This is a genomic window from Marinococcus sp. LNHM4E3-1 (assembly GCF_056034405.1).
Genome location: NZ_JBQLID010000013.1, coordinates 51,938 through 70,691 on the forward strand (window position 1 = coordinate 51,938; position 18,754 = coordinate 70,691).

Below are 18,754 nucleotides of genomic sequence, written 5' to 3' on the forward strand. Positions count from 1 at the left end.
ATATCGATGAGGGGGAACAGCTATTTTAGCTGGCTCTCCTTTTTTATACCTGGTCTAAAAGACGGTACGTTTTATCGGCGTGAATCGAATCACGTCTTCCTGCTTAATTACTTCTTCTTTTTTTAGAGCACTTAGAATGGCTCTCGTCGTTTCTCTGGTAGATCCTACCATGTTCGCAATATCGGCATGTGTTAATTTCATTTCAATAGATTGCCATTCATGGTGGCGCTTCCCTTCTTTTTCGCTTAGTTTTAACAGTAGAAACAAAATCCGGTACTTCACATCTGATAACGCGATTTTTTCACTCATCGAATACGTTTCTTTCAATCGATTCGATAGAGTATTGATCAGCTTCAGCGCAATCTTGGGATGTCGCTCCATGAACGATTCGAACGCTTCCACGTTAATAATGCAGACACAGGTATCCACCATGGCTTCTGCGTAGACATTTTCGTCTGTTAACGTCACGGAGCTTGTTTCTCCAAAAATGTTTCCACTCGTCAAAATATCCACCGTAAACTGTCGGCCCTGATGATTCATGCGATACAATCGCACCTGCCCCTGTTTTAATAAAAACAGAGACGGAAGGGGTCGTTCCGGAGAAACAATGACCGCCCCTTTATTGATCGGATGCATGTCACTCAGGCGATCAATGGTCCGTACTCCTTTGTCAATTCTTCGAATAATCTAATTTGAGAAATCATCGAAAGCTTGTCCATGGTCCCCTTCTTTCTTTATATCGGTATTGTATTTTTGCAACCAACATGGCTAATACCTTCAACTTCCGTGAACAAAAAGAAAATTCTTAGAATGAAAATACTATTCGCATTTTCGTTCCAATACTCTTACGGTTAGGGAACCAGATGACAATGTCATTTTTTTTACCGTGCCTGCTCGCTCTAATTGATCCACCGCATCGTTTATCTCTTTAGCATGTACGGGAAATTCCATTCTCTTGGAGACTTCACGCCCTAATGCCGACATTTCCCATTCATATTTGGACCCCAGGCAGCTTATCACTACTTGTTTCAAACGTTGCGTGTGCATACACTTCCCCCTCTTACTTCCTATGAATTCTTGCATTATTTTGCATGGTCAAGATAATCATTACACCCTTCCGCAGAAATGCTCGCATAGATCATTCCTTCTTCCTTGCTGATCGCTAATTGATCGCTCACTTCCCAAAAATAAAAGCGCCTGCTTCTCGAGGGAGTTGAAGATGCGGCTTTATTCGACGGCATTCGTGGTGGAACATGCACAGGAACACGTTCTCCCGGTCTATCAACGCCCCCTCCAGGTCCTGATGCAGTTATTTCGACAAACTTCGCACGGTTTTTTGTATTTTATAGCTATTCAACGATATAGTCATGAGCTTCTTCCTTTCCCTGGTTTACGAATCTATTATCGCTGCACGGCTAAAGTACGATACTGCCTGGGCGTACACCCATAGGTGCTTTTGAAGCATACGCCAAAGTAGCTAGGACTGGAAAACCGCAGTTGAGAGGCAATAAATTTTACCGACGAGGAAGTCGTTTGCAACAGATACGCTGCCTCCTGAATTCGTTTGTAGTTGATATAGTTGGATATAGACATGCCTAATTCCTCATTCACCAATCGGGACACATGACTGCGGGACCGTTTCAGCTGTCGGGCGAGAATCTCCGTGTTTAATGACTGGTAGAGTTGCTGCTCCACTATGGTAATCAATTTTGAAATAATGGGGTTATTGTAAGTCCGAATGTCTTCGTTCCACATGGTGTCGAGCATGCCATCGACCAGCATGTCAATGCCTTCCTCAAAATCCTCTTCCCGTTCCCACCCTTCCATGACATGAATCAGCGCCACCGATGCCGCCAATGCTTTTTTGTCGTACGAAAAGGTCTGGGTATAGCGGTCCAAAAATCCTCCGACGAGGAAAAAGTAGTACTGTTGAAGCACTCGGAATCGTTTCTTCTTATCTGGCTCTCGCGAAATCAGATGATAGATCGTTGCTAATGCTTCTTTGGCTTCTCCTTTCCGGATTCGAAAGATACGATCAAAAAACCGATTTTGCGCTATATACAGCTCTATCAAGCCTTCATTTGCTGCCTGGTTTATTTTTTCCATTTCCTGCTCATACAGAGAGCGAAAGCGATTATAATTGGTGGTCATAAGGAATCGTCCTTTGTGTAAGGTATGATTGATCTGCTTTTAATCTACCCCATCTCTTGTTTAAAATCTATCAATTATTGCTCATAAACTGTTAATAAACAACCACTACTGTTAATATTAACGTATTTTTATATTAACAGTATCCTTGTACTCCTCTTGCTTCTCCGACTGCGCCGACGTAGAAGTACTGTTTTTTATTAATTTATCGTCATTTATATCAATTTCATGTGGTTAATGTTTTCTTTTTCCATTTCTCTCTTTATTTGTACTTGGTTTTCTCTATCATATTATGCACACAATATTCTTATTTTAGGGGGCTTATGTAATGAATGAGGAGACACACCAACAGGATATAAGGAACTCCGAGGCTTCGGTGGTACTAGCTTCCTTTTGGGCCCCGTGGTGTACACCATGTCATCGGCTGCCCTACATTTTAGATAGGGTACATCAACAAATGAAGGCCCAAGTGGCGATTTTCCCGGTAAACGTGCAGAAATCCCCTCATCTTACTGAAGAGTTTGAAGTGAACGTATTACCTACCCTGTTGATTTTACGCAAAGGCCATGTTCTCGAACGCCTGGAAGGGCTTCATTCTTCGCCGGAAATTATCGATTACTTGAAACCTCATATTCAAAGGTAATTGGGAGGAAGGAAGTGGGAACCGAACGTTCGCTGCTCCCTCGCTCTCTCTTTTCGTGTCGCAAAAATGAAGGGCTATCGTGATTCTTTTGCTCTTATTCTACCTATGCACTTATACATTATAGCCTTAATTTTTTTGATTCATCCTCTTCCTACTTTTTTCCTTTTTATGATTTGCTGATAACGATAAAAAAGGGCCAAATTCTTTCATGAGGGGCCTTTCCCATTCCCTTTATTTATTGGCAAAGCTTTTGTTTCTTTATTTAGAAAGCAACAGTATCTTCTCTGAAAAATTTCTGGTCCCCCATTCGGCCATCCCGACCCGTATAATGAAGAACGAAGGAGGTTCAGTCCCTTGCAATTATTTTTTATCATCTTTTTTTGCTTATGTTTATTTTTCCCTGTGCTCCACCTGTTTCATTGCCTGCCCTGGTTTCGGGAAACGGAGGAACAACAGCCGTCGGTCACCGGGCACCAGACAGGCATCAGCATCATTATTCCCTGTTACAATGAGGCCGGCATTATCCGTACCTCTATGCAGAGCATGAAGGCGTTGGATGCAGAACAAGCCGAAGTTCTCTACATCGATGACGGCTCGCGGGATGATACTTTTATGATGTTGAACGAGGAGCTGGACCTGCACCTTTGGGAGAAACAAGCCCTTGGCTCTCTCCCCCATCAGCCCGTGGAAGGGGTTTACCGCTCGTCGCTGCATCCGAACATCTACGTCATCCAAAAAAGAAACGGCGGGAAAGCAGACGCCCTGAACACCGGTATTGAATACGCCGCCGAAGAGGTCGTGGTGACCCTTGATGCTGATACGGTTCTCACGCCAGAGGCACTGCCCATCATCAACAACAAATTTTCCGATTCGGATGTGGTGGCCGCCGGCGGCATGGTGCATGTTCTGCAGACCAAAACCGCCTCGCCATTACGGAAGCTCACCCTCGCGGGCACCAGCATGCTGCTCCGTGTCCAAATGCTCGATTTTCTGAAGGCATTCTACGTCACCAAGCTGTCGCTGGCCCGTTTTCAGGCGCTCGCAATCATTTCAGGCGCTTTTGGTATTTTTCGCAAGGATGCCCTGCTTGATGTTGGCGGGTACCGATCCTCCGTCGGAGAGGATATCGATATTACCCTGAAAATCCACCGCTATATTGGACGGCAGAAAAACAAAAAGGTGTTACTGCTGACCGAAGCGATCAGCTATACCGAGCTCCCCGAAACATGGAAGGACCTGTTTAAACAGCGGATCCGGTGGCAGAAGTCCTACATGGACTGCCTCGTGCACTTTCGTTCGTTTTTTGCCCGGACGCTCGTTACAAAGGCGGTTTCCTTTTTCTATATCATCGAATCTCTAATCGTTGGCATTTTAGCTGCTTACGTGACCGCCGGCTTCTTTGTCGCCAACGCCTTCCTGAACATGGCATTTGTCTTTGTCGGCTTTATCGTCGTCTATATGAGCTACATATTCGTGTTTAATTTCATCTATAATATGCTGGCCCTCCGCCAGGTGAACCATTACGGGTTTACGTTTAGCCAAGGCGACCGCCTCCGCCTGCTTGCGACCATTGTCTTTGACGTCTTCGTGCACCGGTTTATCACGATGTACTTCGTCATGTATGGAAGCATTGCTTATTTTTTCAACAAAGACTGGAAAAAAGTCTCCCGCACGGGAAACCATTACGACCTGCAGGCGGCACCGTCGGAATCCAGAAAGAAATCTTAAATGCAAGGGGGCGGCTCGAGACATGAAATGGAAAAAAATCGTATTAATCATCGGTACCAGCCTTGGTGTCATGCTGGTTGTCGCCGGCAGCTACGGGTGGAACCTGGTTGCCACCACTTTTACGGCCATCCAGGAAGACGTCGACCGGGCGGAATCTGACAACCGGCTCGACACGATTCATTTGGACGAGGGAGATCCGTTTTCCGTCTTATTGATGGGCGTGGACGAATCCGGGGGTCCGGATGACCCTAACCAACGCACAGACGCGCTCGTGCTGTTAACGGTCAATCCGGATACGGAATCCACCCAGATGGTAAGCATCCCCCGGGACACCTACACGACCATTGCCGGAGAGGGGGAAAAGGATAAAATTAACCACGCCTATGCATTTGGCGGGAAGGATGAAACGATCCGCACCGTCGAGCAGTTATTGGACGTGCCTGTCGACTACTTTTTCCAGGCGGACATGGCCGGTTTTGAAGACATGGTGAACACCATGGATGGTGTCCGGGTCGATAACTCGTTCGCCTTCACGTATAAAGGCACCCATTTCGCCGAAGGCTCCCAGGAATTAAACGGCGACGAAGCCCTGAAGTATGCGCGCATGCGCAACGACGATCCCCGCGGAGATCTGGGGCGCCAGGAACGGCAGCGCAACCTTCTTCTTGGAATGATGGAGAAAGGCACCGACATCTCTTCGGTACCGAAAATAAAAAGCATTCTCACCGTTGTGGAAGACCATGTGCGCACCAATTTCCAACTGAAGGACGTCTGGACGGTCCAATCGAACTACCAGCCCGCCTTCGACGAGGTGAAGCAGCATGAAATCGAGGGGGAAGACGGCGAAAAGGACGACACGTATTACTACATGCCGGACCATGAACAGGTTGAGGAGCTGTCGGACCGGTTAAACCGTCACCTGGAAATTGAACATACAAATGATGAGGCATAAAGTTTTGTCAGCCGCATGGGGAGGTTACCTCCGATCCCTTTCCCATGCGATTGTTTCAGTTCAGCTTAATTTGGCTTCCACAGAGCCAACAGTTAGGGAGGAAACAATGAAGCTAAAAATTCAAAAAGCATTAAACAAACTAGATAAACATGCGAACGACAACATTTCTTTATCATTGGTCCAAGGCCAGGAAGCCTTGATATATCTAAGCGCTAAGGAAGAGCAAAAATTAAACGATATTTTCTACTTTCTTCGCGCAGAAAATCTTGTTTATATCGAAGTCGTTGAAAGCGATGCCCCGACTAATAGCCAAGGGTATCATTTGATGAGGGCCATCCCTCTGCCAAGTCTAGTGCAAATACTGAATGAAACGGAAGCTAAATAATGGGTTATCCACTGAACTGCAATTGGTTTTCTAGATCAATGAACGTATTTCTTCTTTCATCGCCCCGAAGTGCTAATTCTTAGAGGTGTATCTACATATTTTTTTGCAGCCAAGGTTTCTTGTTGATCCGTATACTTCCTCCATTAGGACCCGTCACAGCTAGTATCATCAAGCTAATATTCATTTGCTGCCTCGCTAGTATACCGACAGCTTTTCTATCATGACCTTATGACATTGGTAGACCTTCACTTACATTTGATCATTGGGCAATCATAGAAAACAATTCTTTAATGTTTTGGTTGCAAGGCTTGTCACATAATTTTAAGATCCCCTTGGGGTTCTTTGCCTTCATAAGGGGGTATTGTGATGGAAACTATCGGTGGAGCACCGGCATTTCGGAGTAACCCTATAATGGCTACAGGAAAATTGACAAAGTTTGTTCGCGTGTTAAGATAAATGAAAGTTTAATAACATATTGTTCCACTAGGGGAGCCGCTAGACGGCTGAGAAAAATGAATGTTTAAACCCTTGGAACCTGATCTGCGTACAAGCAGCGGAGGGAAGTGGAGTTGTTCAAAGGCATACGTGTATGCTTTTCGACGACCACTCTCATGGATTCGAGAGTGGTTTTTTTTATGGTTTCAAGCATTAGGGGTGTGCAACAAAAGGAGGTATTTATCGTGGCTTTAACCTATATCGAGGTCAAACAGAACATAGAACACTTTATCAGCCAAGAAAGCTTTTCTAGTGAAGCATTCACTATGGCTGCAAAAGAACTGTTTTCGTTTCAATATCAAAATAATCAAGCCTATCGAACATTTTGCCGCAAACGCCGGTTTCATCCCAAAGCTGTCGAATATTTTAAAGATATTCCCCCTGTACCGATCCAGGCGTTTAAGGAAGCAATGTTAACATGTTCCACCGAAAGGGAAATAGAAAGAATTTTTATGACGAGTGGAACCACAAACCCTCATAAGCGTGGGAAAAACGCGCACAAAGATCTCGATATTTATGATTTATCTTCGAAGAGATACTTTAAAAAAACCATGATGCCGGATAAGCCTCAAATGAAAATGGTGGTATTGTTTCCTCCAGAAGAAGAGTTGCCGAACTCCTCACTTGCCCATTATCTTCAAATTATTAAAGATGCTTTTGGAAGTCCACACAGTGAGCATGTGGTATATAAGGGACAATTCAATCACGAAAGACTCATTTGCTTGCTTCAAGAAGCAGAAACAAAAAAAGAACCCATTTTTGTTCTCGGGGCTACCACTTCCTTTCTTTCCTTTTTAAAGCATTGTATAGCAAGCAATCTTTCTTTTCATCTTCCAACGGGCAGTCGAATCATGGACACAGGAGGAGCGAAAAACTTGTCGAACGTCATGGAGGCGTCCGATATTAAACAGAAGCTCAGCCACCTGTTTGCCCTTCCTCAAGACGTTTGCGGGAACATGTACGGAATGACCGAGTTGAGTTCACAGATCTACGACCCATTGTTCGATGCCGAAGGTGAAAAAGGATGGAAAAAGACCCCGCCTTGGCTTAAAACCATTATTGTGGATCCAGAAACGAGGATGGAGAAACAGGAAGGGGAGCAAGGCATCATTGTTCATTATGACCTTGCCAACATTAACTCTGTCATGCCCATCATGACAGAAGATAAAGGGATAAAAGGCGAAAATGATCATAGCTTTTATTTTTTGGGAAGAGTCGAAGGAGCAGAAGCTAAAGGCTGTTCCTTAGCTATCGAAGAATTCTTAACAGCTTATCAAGGAGATTTTTACTCATGAAAGTACTATACAAGGCCGGCTTCTTACCCGCCCATATAAATGATAAGCTGGCTCATACCCGATGGACGTTCGAAAATCACGGCAAAACCATTCACGTTGACGTTCCTGTGCTCCAAGCATCTCAAATTAACGATCTTGGTTCCTCCCTTAAAAAGCAACAGCAAGCATTTAGTAGTCACCATCGAGTGGATGAAATCGTTAATATTCTTGATCAAGTAGTACAGAATTGGCTAGATCCAGCGTACAAGTTTCGTCAAATGGCCGAGGAGGCGCTTCCGGTCATCACCGGATACGATCAGGACATGATTCGTTTATTCTTGTCTGGATATTTACGTCGGTTTCGAAAAGAAAATCTTCAACGATTTCTAGAAGAAGATTTTTCGAATCCTTTAGTGCTAGATGAATTCCGTCCACGAAAAAGCGGAGGCTTGACTCGAGCTTACGGCGCAGACCTATTGACTTATATTTTTTCCGGCAATGTTCCCGGTGTGCCTGTATGGAGCCTGATTGCTGGAATGTTAGTGAAGTCAGCAGCGATTGGAAAAGTCTCTTCCGCAGAACCCCTTTTTCCCAGTTTATTTGCTCAGTCTATCCAAGAAGTTTCCCCCGAATTAGCAGAAACCTTAGCTATCGTTTGGTGGAAAGGAGGAGATACTACTGTAGAAGATAGCCTTTTTCATCAATCTCAAATAGTTGTTGCCTACGGCAATGAACATACCATGAATAATATTTCAAGCAGAGTTCCTGCTCACACTTCTTTTCTGCCCCACGGCCCTAAGATAAGTTTAGGCGTGGTAACCAAAGAAGGTGTAAGCAATTCGTTGGCCTTGGTAAGCGCTAAGCGAGCGGCCACTGATGCCTCTTGGTTTGATCAGCAAGGATGTTTGTCCCCGCACGTGCTGTATGTAGAACATGGAGGTGATTATTCGCCAAAGGACTTTACGTCCCTACTTGCGCAAGAGATGAAAAATTTCCAAAGCAAAATGCCACGAGCAGAGATCTCTTCTGCTGAAACGAATGCCCTTTTAAAGGCAAGAACAGCGGCGGAATTCATGCCAAACGCTGATTTATTAAATAGTACAGATAGTACCGATTGGACGGTCGTTTGGCAAGACCAGCAACTACGTTTTCCTCTTTCCACCCTCAACCGGCTCATTACTGTGATTCCTATTTATGACTTGGAAGAACTAAAAGAAAAAACGGCTCCTATTCAACCTTATGTCCAAACCGCGGGCATTGTTTGCCCTCCTCAACGATTTCATTCCTTAATTAATCTGTTAGGGGAATGTGGAATGACCCGAATTAGCTTTTTAGGAGAAATGACCCTGCCTGAACCAGGGTGGCATCACGACGGGAGGCCAACCCTTGGCGACCTTGTCTATTGGTGTGATGTTGAATGGTCTGTCGAACATTTAATGGAATCTTTTGATCCCCAACGTGACTAAATCAGAAGGATATACCAATCATCCTGCTTAGAAAACATTCGGTAAACCGTACATTAAAAAGAGAAGGAGCGTGTCCTACAATGGAAAAATTACTAGAAGGAAAGGTTGCCCTAGTGACCGGATCCAGTCGAGGTATTGGTGCCGCCATTGCTGAAAGCTTTGCCAAAGCTGGAGCTCACGTTATTATTAACTATGTTAAAAGTGAACAAAAAGCGAGAGCGCTGGCAGACCAATTAATGGGTAGTTACAATGTTGAAGCATTACCTATTCAAGCTGACGTTACGGATGAACAGGATGTTCAACACATGATAGACAAAACCTCCAAAGAATTTGATACATTAGACATTGTTGTAAATAACGCTTTATTTGATTACACCTTTGATCCTGAAGCGCGAAAAAAAGCCTGGGATATTGAGTGGAAAGATTATCAGCAACAACTGGACGGTTCGTTAAAAGGAAGCTTCCATGTGTGTAAGTATGCCATGCCGATGATGAAAGCTAACACTTCGGGAAAAATTATTAATATCATCACGAACTTACTCTATCAACCAGTAGTCCCCTATCACGATTACAATACGGCCAAAGGAGCATTGCTCTCTTATTCACACAACCTTGCTGCAGAACTTGGGCCTTTTGGCGTTACGGTCAATTGTGTGGCTCCTGGACTCGTCTACCCTACCGATGCGAGCCAAAACACAAAGGAAGACATTAGGGAAGCTATCATCGCTCAGACTCCTCTTCGTCGCATTGCGAAACCCGAAGATGTGACTGGAAGTGTGTTATATTTAGCCAGCAGTCTAGCGGATTTTGTTACTGGCCAAACGATTGTCGTGGACGGCGGGTTGAACATGAAATAAAATAAACGAGATGATGAACAAGCTAACGATAAAATAAAATATTTCAATAGAAACAGCAAGAACGGGCGCAATAGAAAAAGAACAGTTATAAGCATCGGTCGAATTTAGATATATAGAGGCATGTAGGGGGGATCGATATGGTAGCCAAAAGTAGTGTATCGACTGCGAGAAAATTATCTAAACTCGAGCAAAGTGAAGATAAAGCGGATCGCATCTATGCTAATTTACTTTCCAGAGCGATTGATAGACGAATTGATTTGGGACTAACGCAAGCAATGATTGGTCAAAAAAGTGGATTAGACAGTCGTACGATCTCAAGAATTGAACGAGTGGATATGCAAGTTACAGCAAAAACGTTTCTAAAGTATTTAGATAGTCTTGATTTAGAATGTAAATTAAACGAAAAGAGACTTTGATAAGAGGGTTAGGAGAGAATATGGGAACACGAATGAGTCATTCGAGTTGGGAGAAGTTGTTTCAGTTGGGGGAGAGCGAAGAGGAGACAGATAAGGCTTATGCCAAGATGTTAGCGGCAGCCATTGAAATACGTGTGGCATCGGGATTAACACAAACCATGTTGGCGGAGAAGAGTGGATTAACATCTAGCATGATTTCCAAAATGGAAAGTGGAAATAATAACCCTACGATGAAAACATTTTTGAAATATCTTCGAGGGTTAGAAATTGATTGGGCATTGATTCTAGCATATAGATAACATATCGTATCGGATTCTTGCCATCGCCACATCAGATACTATTCTTATTAATCGTTGGGTCATACATCATAAAGAGACAGTCTACAATTTCACACTTGTAGGCTGTTTCTTTACAGATAGATGCATCAAGGGGTTCTGTATAGGACACGCTCGTGCTTCCTCTTGTGTAACCGAGGTGTTTGCCCGCCATGCGGCTTGTTCTCCTTTGCTTATTTCTTCGCATTGATCGGTTCGGTGTGCGTACAGGTCGGATAATGATTGCATCCCATGAACGCCCCATGCTTCGATGTACGCTTTTCCATAAGGCCACCACACGCCGGACATTTCCGTTCTTTAGGCTTCACGGTTTCATAAACGGTCTTGGCATCCAGCGCCGGATTTACCTGCAAGAGCCACTGCTGCAAGTCCTCCCGATCAAACAGCTTCACTCCCGTTTTTTCCGCTCCGTTTTTGGCGCTTTGCGTGAACAAGCTGTTGGTTAATACCCACGCTTCATTGGCTTTAAAATACGTTTGAGCAAAATACACTTCCTGTACCGCTTTTAAGCCGACCTTGTTATGGATGCCGTATCGTTTCGCCTGTACGACAATGCAGGGGTCTTTATCCAAGATAAGATCCGCTCCGTAGTCGTGAGACGCCTTCGAGCCTTTTGTCTTGTATTGCAGTTGGCGGAACAGCTCGACCAAAAAATGCTCGAACTGTACCCCATCCATCTGATCAATATAAGGAAGCCCGCTCGTCATGATACGTTGGAACTCTCGTTTCTTCTGCCACCATCGGTAGAGATACAAAACGCCTTGCCCCAGGAACATGAGAACGATAAGTACGATCACTGCTGTTATGATCGTCTGGATAGTTAAAGCTTCCATTGTTTGACCCCTTTACGATTCTTTCTTATTCCCCTAATATTGCCATCTATTGTATCTCCGTTCAGTAATCATTCTTTTCTTTATCATTAAATGAACCATTTAAAAGAACCCTATAAAACATTGATGAGCCAGCATTCTTATCTTGCCCTTTTGGGTATACTCAAAAGAACTTCAAAAAGTAAAAAAAAGAAAATCTGTGTTTCTATCTTTCTTAATCCATTAAGTAGTTACATGTTTATTTCTTTTTCTTTAACGGGATGGGTCGTTCATATGATCTTAGAAAATTTTCAACGTTCAATTTTCTATAATTTATATCCAGATTTACACCATGTACTTTTAACATAAGTAAAGTAATAATTCCCTTTAGAAGCTGGCATATTTCAGTTAATTTTCTAGTATTCATTTGAGAAATATCATTACTGTGGCTTAGATTATCTCTCGTAGCAACAAGGTCTTCTGCTAATTTATTGATATTTTTATTTCTTGATATTGTTTCTAAATCTTCACTAAACTCTTGGTCTTTGAAAAGCATTTTCACCAACTTTGCAAACCCTTTTTGATTAGCATCTTCGAATCTATTTTTCAAAGCTGTTCTGTATTCTTCGCTTAAAGTATCTTGAAGATCATCTACTGCTTTAATATATTTATCTTTCTTCTTTTTTAATTCGTTCTTATCTTCATAAATGTAATTAGATTCATTAGCCTTTGCAAACAGCTCTAAACATCGAGCGTAGTGCAAATATCTATCTTCTAGTAGACCTGGAGTTCTCTCTACAGCTGCAAAAGTTATCCAAGCATCCAAATAATTTGTGGAAATTGGTTTCATCACAAATTCAAGTACATTTTCCTTCATATTGGTCATGAGGTAGTTAACATTAGTTTTATCTATTTTATTTTCAGAAGTATCTTCAATATCAGCGATAAGTAGTGAATTATCGTTATCGTCATAATAATATAGTTCTTGATAAGAAATATTGGTGTTCGTTAAAAATGACAATATGCATCTAATAAAAAACAAAACCATTTTCGTGTTATCGAAAGGCTGATTAGTTTCAGTCTCTATACTTAAATACACATCTTTATTAGAAGATTCTTTTGTATTTTTCAAAGAGACAATATATTTTATATCTTCATCATTCAGCCTAACAAAATGATGAGTGGACGTTGAATTGCTAGGGAGAACAGAAGCAAGTTCAGTAAACTTTGCTTCTGTTTTTTTGCATGTGAAGTCGTTTATGTTTCGGAAATTCCCTTCTACCACTAGGTTAGCCTGTATTACACATATATTGGTTTTCTCCCTATAAGATCTCTCGAAATACTCAAATACCGAAAAAACTTTATTGTCATTTTCAGAAATAAAAATGATAGGAACACCCCTATAACGCAAAAAATTTCTAAGTAAGGATGCACGATGAAAATTTTCAATGGTAAGTTTATTATCACCATTATGCAACTCTAGCGTACTTTTATACTTTTTATTTCCGATAGTGCAGTAACCATTATATGTATTATTAATTTGGCTTCCCTCAATTCTATTTTATTATAAGAAATGATTTTAAAAATTTTCCAATTCGTTATACTAATTATAGAACTAATTTTTTGCCAGGGTGGTGTTCATAGATGGAACCAGATTATTATAAGATTACCCACGTAACCCATTTTGACGATGTAGAATTGAATATCTTGATCGGAGAGTTTGAAAGTACCGAAGCAGACGTACATAAAATCGCAGACCAACAAGTTCAAACCGTATTAGTAGACAATGAACTTCATGTGATTCATGGAGAACGTCGTGTTGTGATTCTCCTGCACGAAACAGACAAATACCAATTTGAAATGAACTTTAAATCACTGGACTGGAATTTAGCGCAAGCCTATTCCGAACTCAAACAATGGTATCCCGACAAAGAGAGGTTTGTTTTTTCCTCCGTTGCTTACGGGGTCGATCACGTTACTCCTAAAGCATTAAGCTAATAGAGGTTGAAAGAGGTGTTCCCAGCGCCTCTTTTTTATATGCTTTTTTCTCTATTCATGTAGAGCTTTTTCTTTATCTCTTTCATACCTAGCAATGATTATGTTGGTTAGTATCCCCAATGCCGGGAGCAATAGCATAAACCATAAGGGAAACACATAAACGCCACTAAAATGAATGACGCCAATCAAGATAATCAATAGAATAAATCCCAATCGTACTTTATCCAATCTTTTTTCCCCTCCTTTCTTTTTCTATCCCTATCTATGTTTGATCTCGAACCGGTTTTCCTTCTTCATCTAATAGAACCGTTAAACCATTTCCATTCCCTACGTTTGAATTGATATAGTTAATGCCGGTTTCTCGATCAACAATAATGGAAACCTCTCCAAGAAATGAAATACTATTCTTTTGTTTGAGATAAAACCGCTCTTCTTGTTGTTCTTTTTTTCGTCCAAACATGATCGTCATCCTCCAATAAAATGATTTATTGTTTTTCTGATTTTAAAATGTCGATTTCTTGTTCTTTGGTATATATAGTCCTTCGACATACAGGCTTTTGATTTTTGCTTTCGGAGCTTCCTCGTGATTGGCCTGAACCTTCCCATCGGATACATTCGGAAGAAAGTGCCTGTTACAACAAAAGCAATCATTTCCATGTTTATCCTTTTTCTATTCTCTCATCTTTTCCTCAAAATTTCATTGATGCGTTTCTGCCACCTGATCACCTGTATCACCTTAATAAAGGTGAATATGACCAGAAGCAAAATGACCCCTACGATAGCTACCCATGATAGCCACTGCTGGACCGAGGGTGCAGATAACGACAAAACCATTAACACGGCACTCACCACTAACAGTTGCTTGGCTCCATGGGTAATATTCTTTTTCAGTTGGTCCACATTCCATTCGTTATTCATATCTATCCCTCATTTATGATGATGGGTTGGTTCTCCCCATTATAGCGGACGAGAAACCGCTATGCCTAAAACACCGAACGATTTGAATCAATAATACAATCATGCAATGTTCATAAGATTTAAAGAAACAATTAAACAATGAGACAAAGAGGCAAGAAAACTTGATAGAGGAAAAATATTCCTGTTTAAGAGAACGTTTGTTCGTGTATACTAGGTAATAACGAAAGGACGTGATACTCATGAAACCAAACAAATTAACGCCGAACAGCAACCTTCGTTGGGAAAGTAATAACTTAACTAAAATAATCGATCGTATGTATCGTACTCAATGAATGATTTCCTTCTCCCATTGGCCATAAAGGACGAAATAACTATATTGTTTATTCAATGTAGTCGACGTATACTAAGACCTATATATGACCGTAAGGGGGAATCATGATAAAAGTTAAGGAAGTCAGGACCTCGGAGGGTAAGATTCGATACATGGTTGTGAATAGCGAAGGCGTTCCCATTCCAGAGGTGTTGAGATATTTAAAATATAAAGACGCATCGGGAGCTGCTAGGAATACCCTTCGGACGTATAGCTACCATTTAAAGCTATACTATGAATTTTTATATGATCGACAGATCATGTATGAAGAGGTTCGGCTAGATGATATTGCTTCTTTCTTACAATGGTTAAAAGATCCATGGAAGCATGGCAAAGTTCAATCGATCGAACCGATGGTTCGAAAATCTCGAAGTGCACGGACCATCAATGCCATCATCAATACGGTCCTTACCTTTTATGATTATTTGTTTCGACAACAAGGGTTAACGAATCAACTCGTCGCTCAAATGACAAGGTATGCACGAAGTTCAACACGCCCATTTAAGGATCTTCTTCATCACATCCGAGCGGACCAGATCTACATCCAAAATATGTTGAAACTCCCTACTCCTAAAGCCAAGCCGAAAACCTTAGCAAAGCAAGACATTCAGTCATTGATGGAGCATTGCCCTAACATGCGGGATCGGTTTCTTATTCAATTACTTTGGGAAAGCTCGATGCGCATTGGGGAAGCATTATCTTTATGGTTAGAGGATTTCGAGATTGATGGCAGAAAAATTCATATTCGGGATCGAGGGGAGCTGGAAAACCTCGCGGAAATTAAAACCGTCGGTAGTCCACGAACCATTGATGTTTCGGAGGAGTTGATCAATCAATACTTGGAGTATATTGCCGTTATTCACACCGAAAAAGTGCAGACCAATTTTGTTTTTATCAAGTTATCTGGTCCCCATCGTTACGACCCCTTGGAATATCATGACATCGTTTCCCTCTTTCAACGATTAAGGAACAAAACAGGCATTTATTGTACCGCTCATATGCTTCGTCATACGTCCCTGACGACGTTACGACGAGCAGGGTGGAAAGATGAGCACTTAATGAAACGGGCTGGACACGCCCATGTTCAAACCACCCTGCAGATGTATGTTCATCCTGATGACGAAGACATTCGTCAAGATTGGGAACAAGCTGAAGCAGCCATGCGTCTATCTCACAAAGATCGGAGAACCTAACCATGTCCCATGTTTCCCCAATTCGCCCGACAAGCATCAAACGAAAGGAAATCCATGCCTTCTTAGACAGTTATTGGGGCAACGACGTTTGGTCCCTTCGGGACCCTCACTTTGACGCGTATCCAAAAACGACATCTTCCTATCATCATGGCGATGTGAAATTTCATCCGTTCTCCTTGCCTATAAAACAAGAATTACAATTCTTCTTTGCCCAGCAACTCATTCACCGCAAAGTAGCCGTAAGTACCGTTTGGAGCTACAAAAGAAAGTTTCACGTGCTAGCGGAATTTCTCCACTCGTATCACCCCAACCTCACAAGTATGACGGAGCTTCCGATAACGAAAGCTGTCGTTCAATTACGAAGCTATCTCACCGCCAAAGGCTATAAAATCACGAAAATGTCCGAGCAAGCCATCACCGTTCTTCGCCAGTCTTATGAATTTTTGGCGGAATTTTATGATTCCCGTGACCAGTTCGATCGAGACATTTGGGATTTTCGCAAAATCCCCGGAGTCAAACTGAACCGAAACAAAACAGCGTACACCATCAAATTCCATGCCATTCCTCTTCGATTTCGCGCATTGGTCAAGAGTTATATGAAAGTCCGAGCCTTAACTCGCTCGATTGATAATTGCCGGTGTGACATGGTTGGATTGAACCTATTCTTTCAATTCATTGAGGACCAACATCCTACCTGGCAAGACCTTCACCATTTAAATCGAATCGTCATGGAGACGTTTTTAATATGGTATCGAAGCCAAACCAGAAGCTTGGAAAGCAAAGGCGTGGACTATCTTGTCGCCATCAAACTGTTTTTAGATTACATCCAAAAAGCCGAATATCAGGGAGCCCCAGCCAAGCCAGTTCATTTTCTTCTTTTCTCCGAAGACTTTCCCCAAAAGCCCGTGGATCGTGGAACGTATCGAAAATATATCCCGGAGACCGTTATTCAGCAATTAGAAAAGCATATCGAACATATTACCCCGCGAGAGTACATTCCGATTGTGATATTACTCCGGGCGACAGGCTGGCGAATATCCGACATTTTAAACTTGCGCTACAAGTCCTGTTTGCATCAGACAAACATAGGATGGTACTTGTGTGGAGATATTCAAAAAACCAATATCAAAAATCATCGTGTTCCCATTACGGATGAAATCGCTGCCCTCATTCAGACGGTCGTGGATAACACGAAACAAACGTCTTCGACGATCAACCCTCACGGGTATTTATTTGTGCGTACGAGTGGACCTCGAGTGGGTCAGCCCCCTTTATCCGGCAATATTATTTCCGCGTTAAACCGCTTAGCGAAAAAATGGCATATCGTCGACCAGCAAGGCGACGTTTATCATTTTGGCAACCATGCTTTTCGCCATACCAAGGCGGTGGAACTTATTAATAATGGCATGAGCCTATTGCATGTTCAAAAATGGATGGCTCATGTCTCGCCTGAAATGACCCTGCGTTATGCCGAAATATTAGATGATACGATGCGGAAATCATGGGAAGAAGCTACGAAAAAAGGCTTGTTTCGCGTGAAAGGCCCCGACGGGGCCCCATCTCCCATTTCCCTAGAAGACATTGAAAATGAAGACATTATTGAGTGGGAGTACATCCGACATAACTTGGACGCTGTCCAATTATCTTTAGGCTATTGCATGAAGCCGATTAAGCAGCCTTGCCCCACTCAAGCCAATCCGTGTTTATCATGCCGGAATTTTTGTACCACGCCGGAGTTTGTTCCTCAGTATGAATTAGAGATTCAACGAACGAAAACGGTGATTGAACGAGGAAAAGCGCTGGGGAGAGAGACATGGGTGGAAAAAAATCAGCAAATGCTTGATCGATTAGAGCCGATTTTAGATACCTTGTCCGCCAAGGACGTTCATCATCCTGCCGGAAAACAGGGCAGAGAGTATCTCAAGGGGGAGCATGACCATGACGATCCATCGTAATACGAGCGGACTAAAAAAACACGCAGAAAACAAAAGTCGAAACACGAAGGTCAAAGTAGAGGAGGGAATCAAACAACTCATCAAAGACCATCAAACCATTAATTTCAATTCGGTTTCCTCCGCAACAAATGTTTCCAAGTCCTACCTCTACAATCAGCCCGATATACGAATGCGCATCGAATTCCTTAGGGATCAAACGAACCAACAACAGATGTTTATGCCATCAAAAAAACCGTCCGTCACGGATAAAAGCAAAGATATTCTTTTAATCGCGAAAAATGAACGTATTAAACAGCTACAAAAAGAAAATAAAGAACTAAAAGAGCAAATCAAAAAATTGCGTGGGCAATGGTACGAAACCTTTTCCTAATCCTTTTGAGCAACAAGAGATTGGTCCTTAAAGAAAGGATGTACTTTCAAACGTCGTAAGACGTTCACAATGAAGATATATCTTTCATGTGAAATCCTTATATGACAGGGTTAAAAGCTGTATGAGTTAAGATATAATCCAGCCGCATGATTCTCCCGGAATGGCGCAAACAATGGTTACAACGGCAGGAAGCCCAAACGTGGCAGGAGCCGCCCGAACTGGACGACCAGATGATGGAGGAAGTCATGCAGATCATTCATGACGGGATGGCCTATACGTGGTTGTTGGACGTCACCTATTGGCAGGACGGCCAGTTTCACACGGCAAACGGCTATGTGGCCCGTTTTCGGGACACACCGCCGCAGATATGGTTTCAAGTGGGGGGAGCCGTGTTAGTTATTCCCGTCGAATATCTTCAAGCTGTGGCGGTCCGGTCGTAAAA

The 18,754-nt window shown here is 42.5% G+C and carries 21 protein-coding genes and 1 riboswitch; of the genes, 14 read left to right on the top strand and 7 right to left on the bottom strand.

Annotation, left to right across the window (positions count from 1 at the left end; translation table 11 throughout):
• Positions 1-54: 54 nt before the first annotated feature.
• From ACTRXI_RS13255 to ACTRXI_RS13265, 3 genes are all read right to left on the bottom strand, one after another.
• Positions 55-636 carry a Crp/Fnr family transcriptional regulator gene (locus ACTRXI_RS13255; protein ID WP_474263261.1) on the bottom strand — a complete coding sequence of 194 codons (582 nt, stop codon included), beginning with the start codon at positions 634-636 and terminating at the stop codon, positions 55-57.
• A gap of 183 nt (positions 637-819) precedes the next feature.
• Positions 820-1,047: a hypothetical protein gene (locus ACTRXI_RS13260; protein WP_474263263.1), complete on the bottom strand. Its 228-nt coding sequence runs from the start codon at positions 1,045-1,047 to the stop codon at positions 820-822.
• Between the two features lie 354 nt (positions 1,048-1,401).
• Complete coding sequence (locus ACTRXI_RS13265; protein WP_474263265.1) at positions 1,402-2,151, bottom strand: helix-turn-helix domain-containing protein; 750 nt, start codon at positions 2,149-2,151, stop codon at positions 1,402-1,404.
• Between the two features lie 325 nt (positions 2,152-2,476).
• On the opposite strand from ACTRXI_RS13265, the gene ACTRXI_RS13270 reads away from it, so the two are divergent.
• From ACTRXI_RS13270 to ACTRXI_RS13310, 9 genes are all read left to right on the top strand, one after another.
• Positions 2,477-2,791 (top strand): thioredoxin family protein, encoded by a 315-nt coding sequence (locus ACTRXI_RS13270; protein ID WP_474263267.1) that lies wholly within the window; start codon positions 2,477-2,479, stop codon positions 2,789-2,791.
• A 354-nt stretch (positions 2,792-3,145) separates the two neighbouring features.
• Entirely contained in the window at positions 3,146-4,519 is a 1,374-nt protein-coding gene (locus ACTRXI_RS13275) for a glycosyltransferase family 2 protein (RefSeq protein WP_474263269.1), read from the top strand.
• Between the two features lie 22 nt (positions 4,520-4,541).
• Positions 4,542-5,471 (top strand): LCP family glycopolymer transferase, encoded by a 930-nt coding sequence (locus ACTRXI_RS13280; protein WP_474263271.1) that lies wholly within the window; start codon positions 4,542-4,544, stop codon positions 5,469-5,471.
• A gap of 106 nt (positions 5,472-5,577) precedes the next feature.
• Positions 5,578-5,856 carry a hypothetical protein gene (locus ACTRXI_RS13285; RefSeq protein ID WP_474263273.1) on the top strand — a complete coding sequence of 93 codons (279 nt, stop codon included), beginning with the start codon at positions 5,578-5,580 and terminating at the stop codon, positions 5,854-5,856.
• Between the two features lie 475 nt (positions 5,857-6,331).
• A riboswitch (TPP riboswitch) is annotated at positions 6,332-6,435 on the top strand.
• Positions 6,436-6,536: 101 nt separating this feature from the next.
• The gene (locus tag ACTRXI_RS13290; RefSeq protein ID WP_474263275.1) at positions 6,537-7,646 is read left to right on the top strand and encodes a LuxE/PaaK family acyltransferase; all 1,110 of its coding nucleotides are present in this window, start codon (positions 6,537-6,539) and stop codon (positions 7,644-7,646) included.
• Complete coding sequence (locus ACTRXI_RS13295; RefSeq protein ID WP_474263277.1) at positions 7,643-9,091, top strand: acyl-CoA reductase; 1,449 nt, start codon at positions 7,643-7,645, stop codon at positions 9,089-9,091. The genes ACTRXI_RS13290 and ACTRXI_RS13295 overlap by 4 nt, the downstream gene beginning before the upstream one ends.
• A gap of 80 nt (positions 9,092-9,171) precedes the next feature.
• Complete coding sequence (locus ACTRXI_RS13300; protein WP_474263279.1) at positions 9,172-9,948, top strand: 3-oxoacyl-ACP reductase; 777 nt, start codon at positions 9,172-9,174, stop codon at positions 9,946-9,948.
• A gap of 137 nt (positions 9,949-10,085) precedes the next feature.
• Entirely contained in the window at positions 10,086-10,364 is a 279-nt protein-coding gene (locus ACTRXI_RS13305; RefSeq protein WP_474263281.1) for a helix-turn-helix domain-containing protein, read from the top strand.
• A gap of 20 nt (positions 10,365-10,384) precedes the next feature.
• Complete coding sequence (locus tag ACTRXI_RS13310) at positions 10,385-10,663, top strand: helix-turn-helix domain-containing protein (RefSeq protein ID WP_474263283.1); 279 nt, start codon at positions 10,385-10,387, stop codon at positions 10,661-10,663.
• 209 nt (positions 10,664-10,872) lie between these two features.
• Here ACTRXI_RS13310 and ACTRXI_RS13315 read toward each other — a convergent pair whose 3' ends face one another.
• Positions 10,873-11,532, bottom strand: a complete 660-nt coding sequence (locus ACTRXI_RS13315; protein WP_474263285.1) for a restriction endonuclease — start codon at positions 11,530-11,532, stop codon at positions 10,873-10,875.
• Positions 11,533-11,767: 235 nt separating this feature from the next.
• Complete coding sequence (locus ACTRXI_RS13320; RefSeq protein ID WP_474263287.1) at positions 11,768-12,985, bottom strand: HEPN domain-containing protein; 1,218 nt, start codon at positions 12,983-12,985, stop codon at positions 11,768-11,770.
• Positions 12,986-13,152: 167 nt separating this feature from the next.
• Here ACTRXI_RS13320 and ACTRXI_RS13325 point away from each other — a divergent pair, with 167 nt between their 5' ends.
• Positions 13,153-13,506, top strand: a complete 354-nt coding sequence (locus ACTRXI_RS13325) for a hypothetical protein (protein WP_474263289.1) — start codon at positions 13,153-13,155, stop codon at positions 13,504-13,506.
• A gap of 262 nt (positions 13,507-13,768) precedes the next feature.
• Here ACTRXI_RS13325 and ACTRXI_RS13330 read toward each other — a convergent pair whose 3' ends face one another.
• Together ACTRXI_RS13330 and ACTRXI_RS13335 are read right to left on the bottom strand one after the other, a co-directional pair.
• On the bottom strand, positions 13,769-13,966 hold the full coding sequence (locus ACTRXI_RS13330) for a DUF6440 family protein (RefSeq protein WP_474263291.1): 198 nt from the start codon (positions 13,964-13,966) through the stop codon (positions 13,769-13,771).
• A gap of 218 nt (positions 13,967-14,184) precedes the next feature.
• Entirely contained in the window at positions 14,185-14,424 is a 240-nt protein-coding gene (locus ACTRXI_RS13335) for a hypothetical protein (protein ID WP_474263293.1), read from the bottom strand.
• A 435-nt stretch (positions 14,425-14,859) separates the two neighbouring features.
• On the opposite strand from ACTRXI_RS13335, the gene ACTRXI_RS13340 reads away from it, so the two are divergent.
• The 4 genes from ACTRXI_RS13340 to ACTRXI_RS13355 all read left to right on the top strand — a co-directional run bounded on the left by ACTRXI_RS13340 (position 14,860) and on the right by ACTRXI_RS13355 (position 18,752).
• Positions 14,860-15,987: a tyrosine-type recombinase/integrase gene (locus tag ACTRXI_RS13340; RefSeq protein WP_474263295.1), complete on the top strand. Its 1,128-nt coding sequence runs from the start codon at positions 14,860-14,862 to the stop codon at positions 15,985-15,987.
• Positions 15,988-15,989: 2 nt separating this feature from the next.
• Positions 15,990-17,942 carry a tyrosine-type recombinase/integrase gene (locus ACTRXI_RS13345; protein ID WP_474263297.1) on the top strand — a complete coding sequence of 651 codons (1,953 nt, stop codon included), beginning with the start codon at positions 15,990-15,992 and terminating at the stop codon, positions 17,940-17,942.
• Complete coding sequence (locus ACTRXI_RS13350) at positions 17,926-18,312, top strand: DUF6262 family protein (protein ID WP_474263299.1); 387 nt, start codon at positions 17,926-17,928, stop codon at positions 18,310-18,312. Before ACTRXI_RS13345 ends, ACTRXI_RS13350 begins: the two co-directional genes overlap by 17 nt.
• Positions 18,313-18,458: 146 nt before the next feature.
• On the top strand, positions 18,459-18,752 hold the full coding sequence (locus ACTRXI_RS13355; RefSeq protein ID WP_474263301.1) for a YolD-like family protein: 294 nt from the start codon (positions 18,459-18,461) through the stop codon (positions 18,750-18,752).
• The last annotated feature ends 2 nt before the right edge of the window (positions 18,753-18,754 follow it).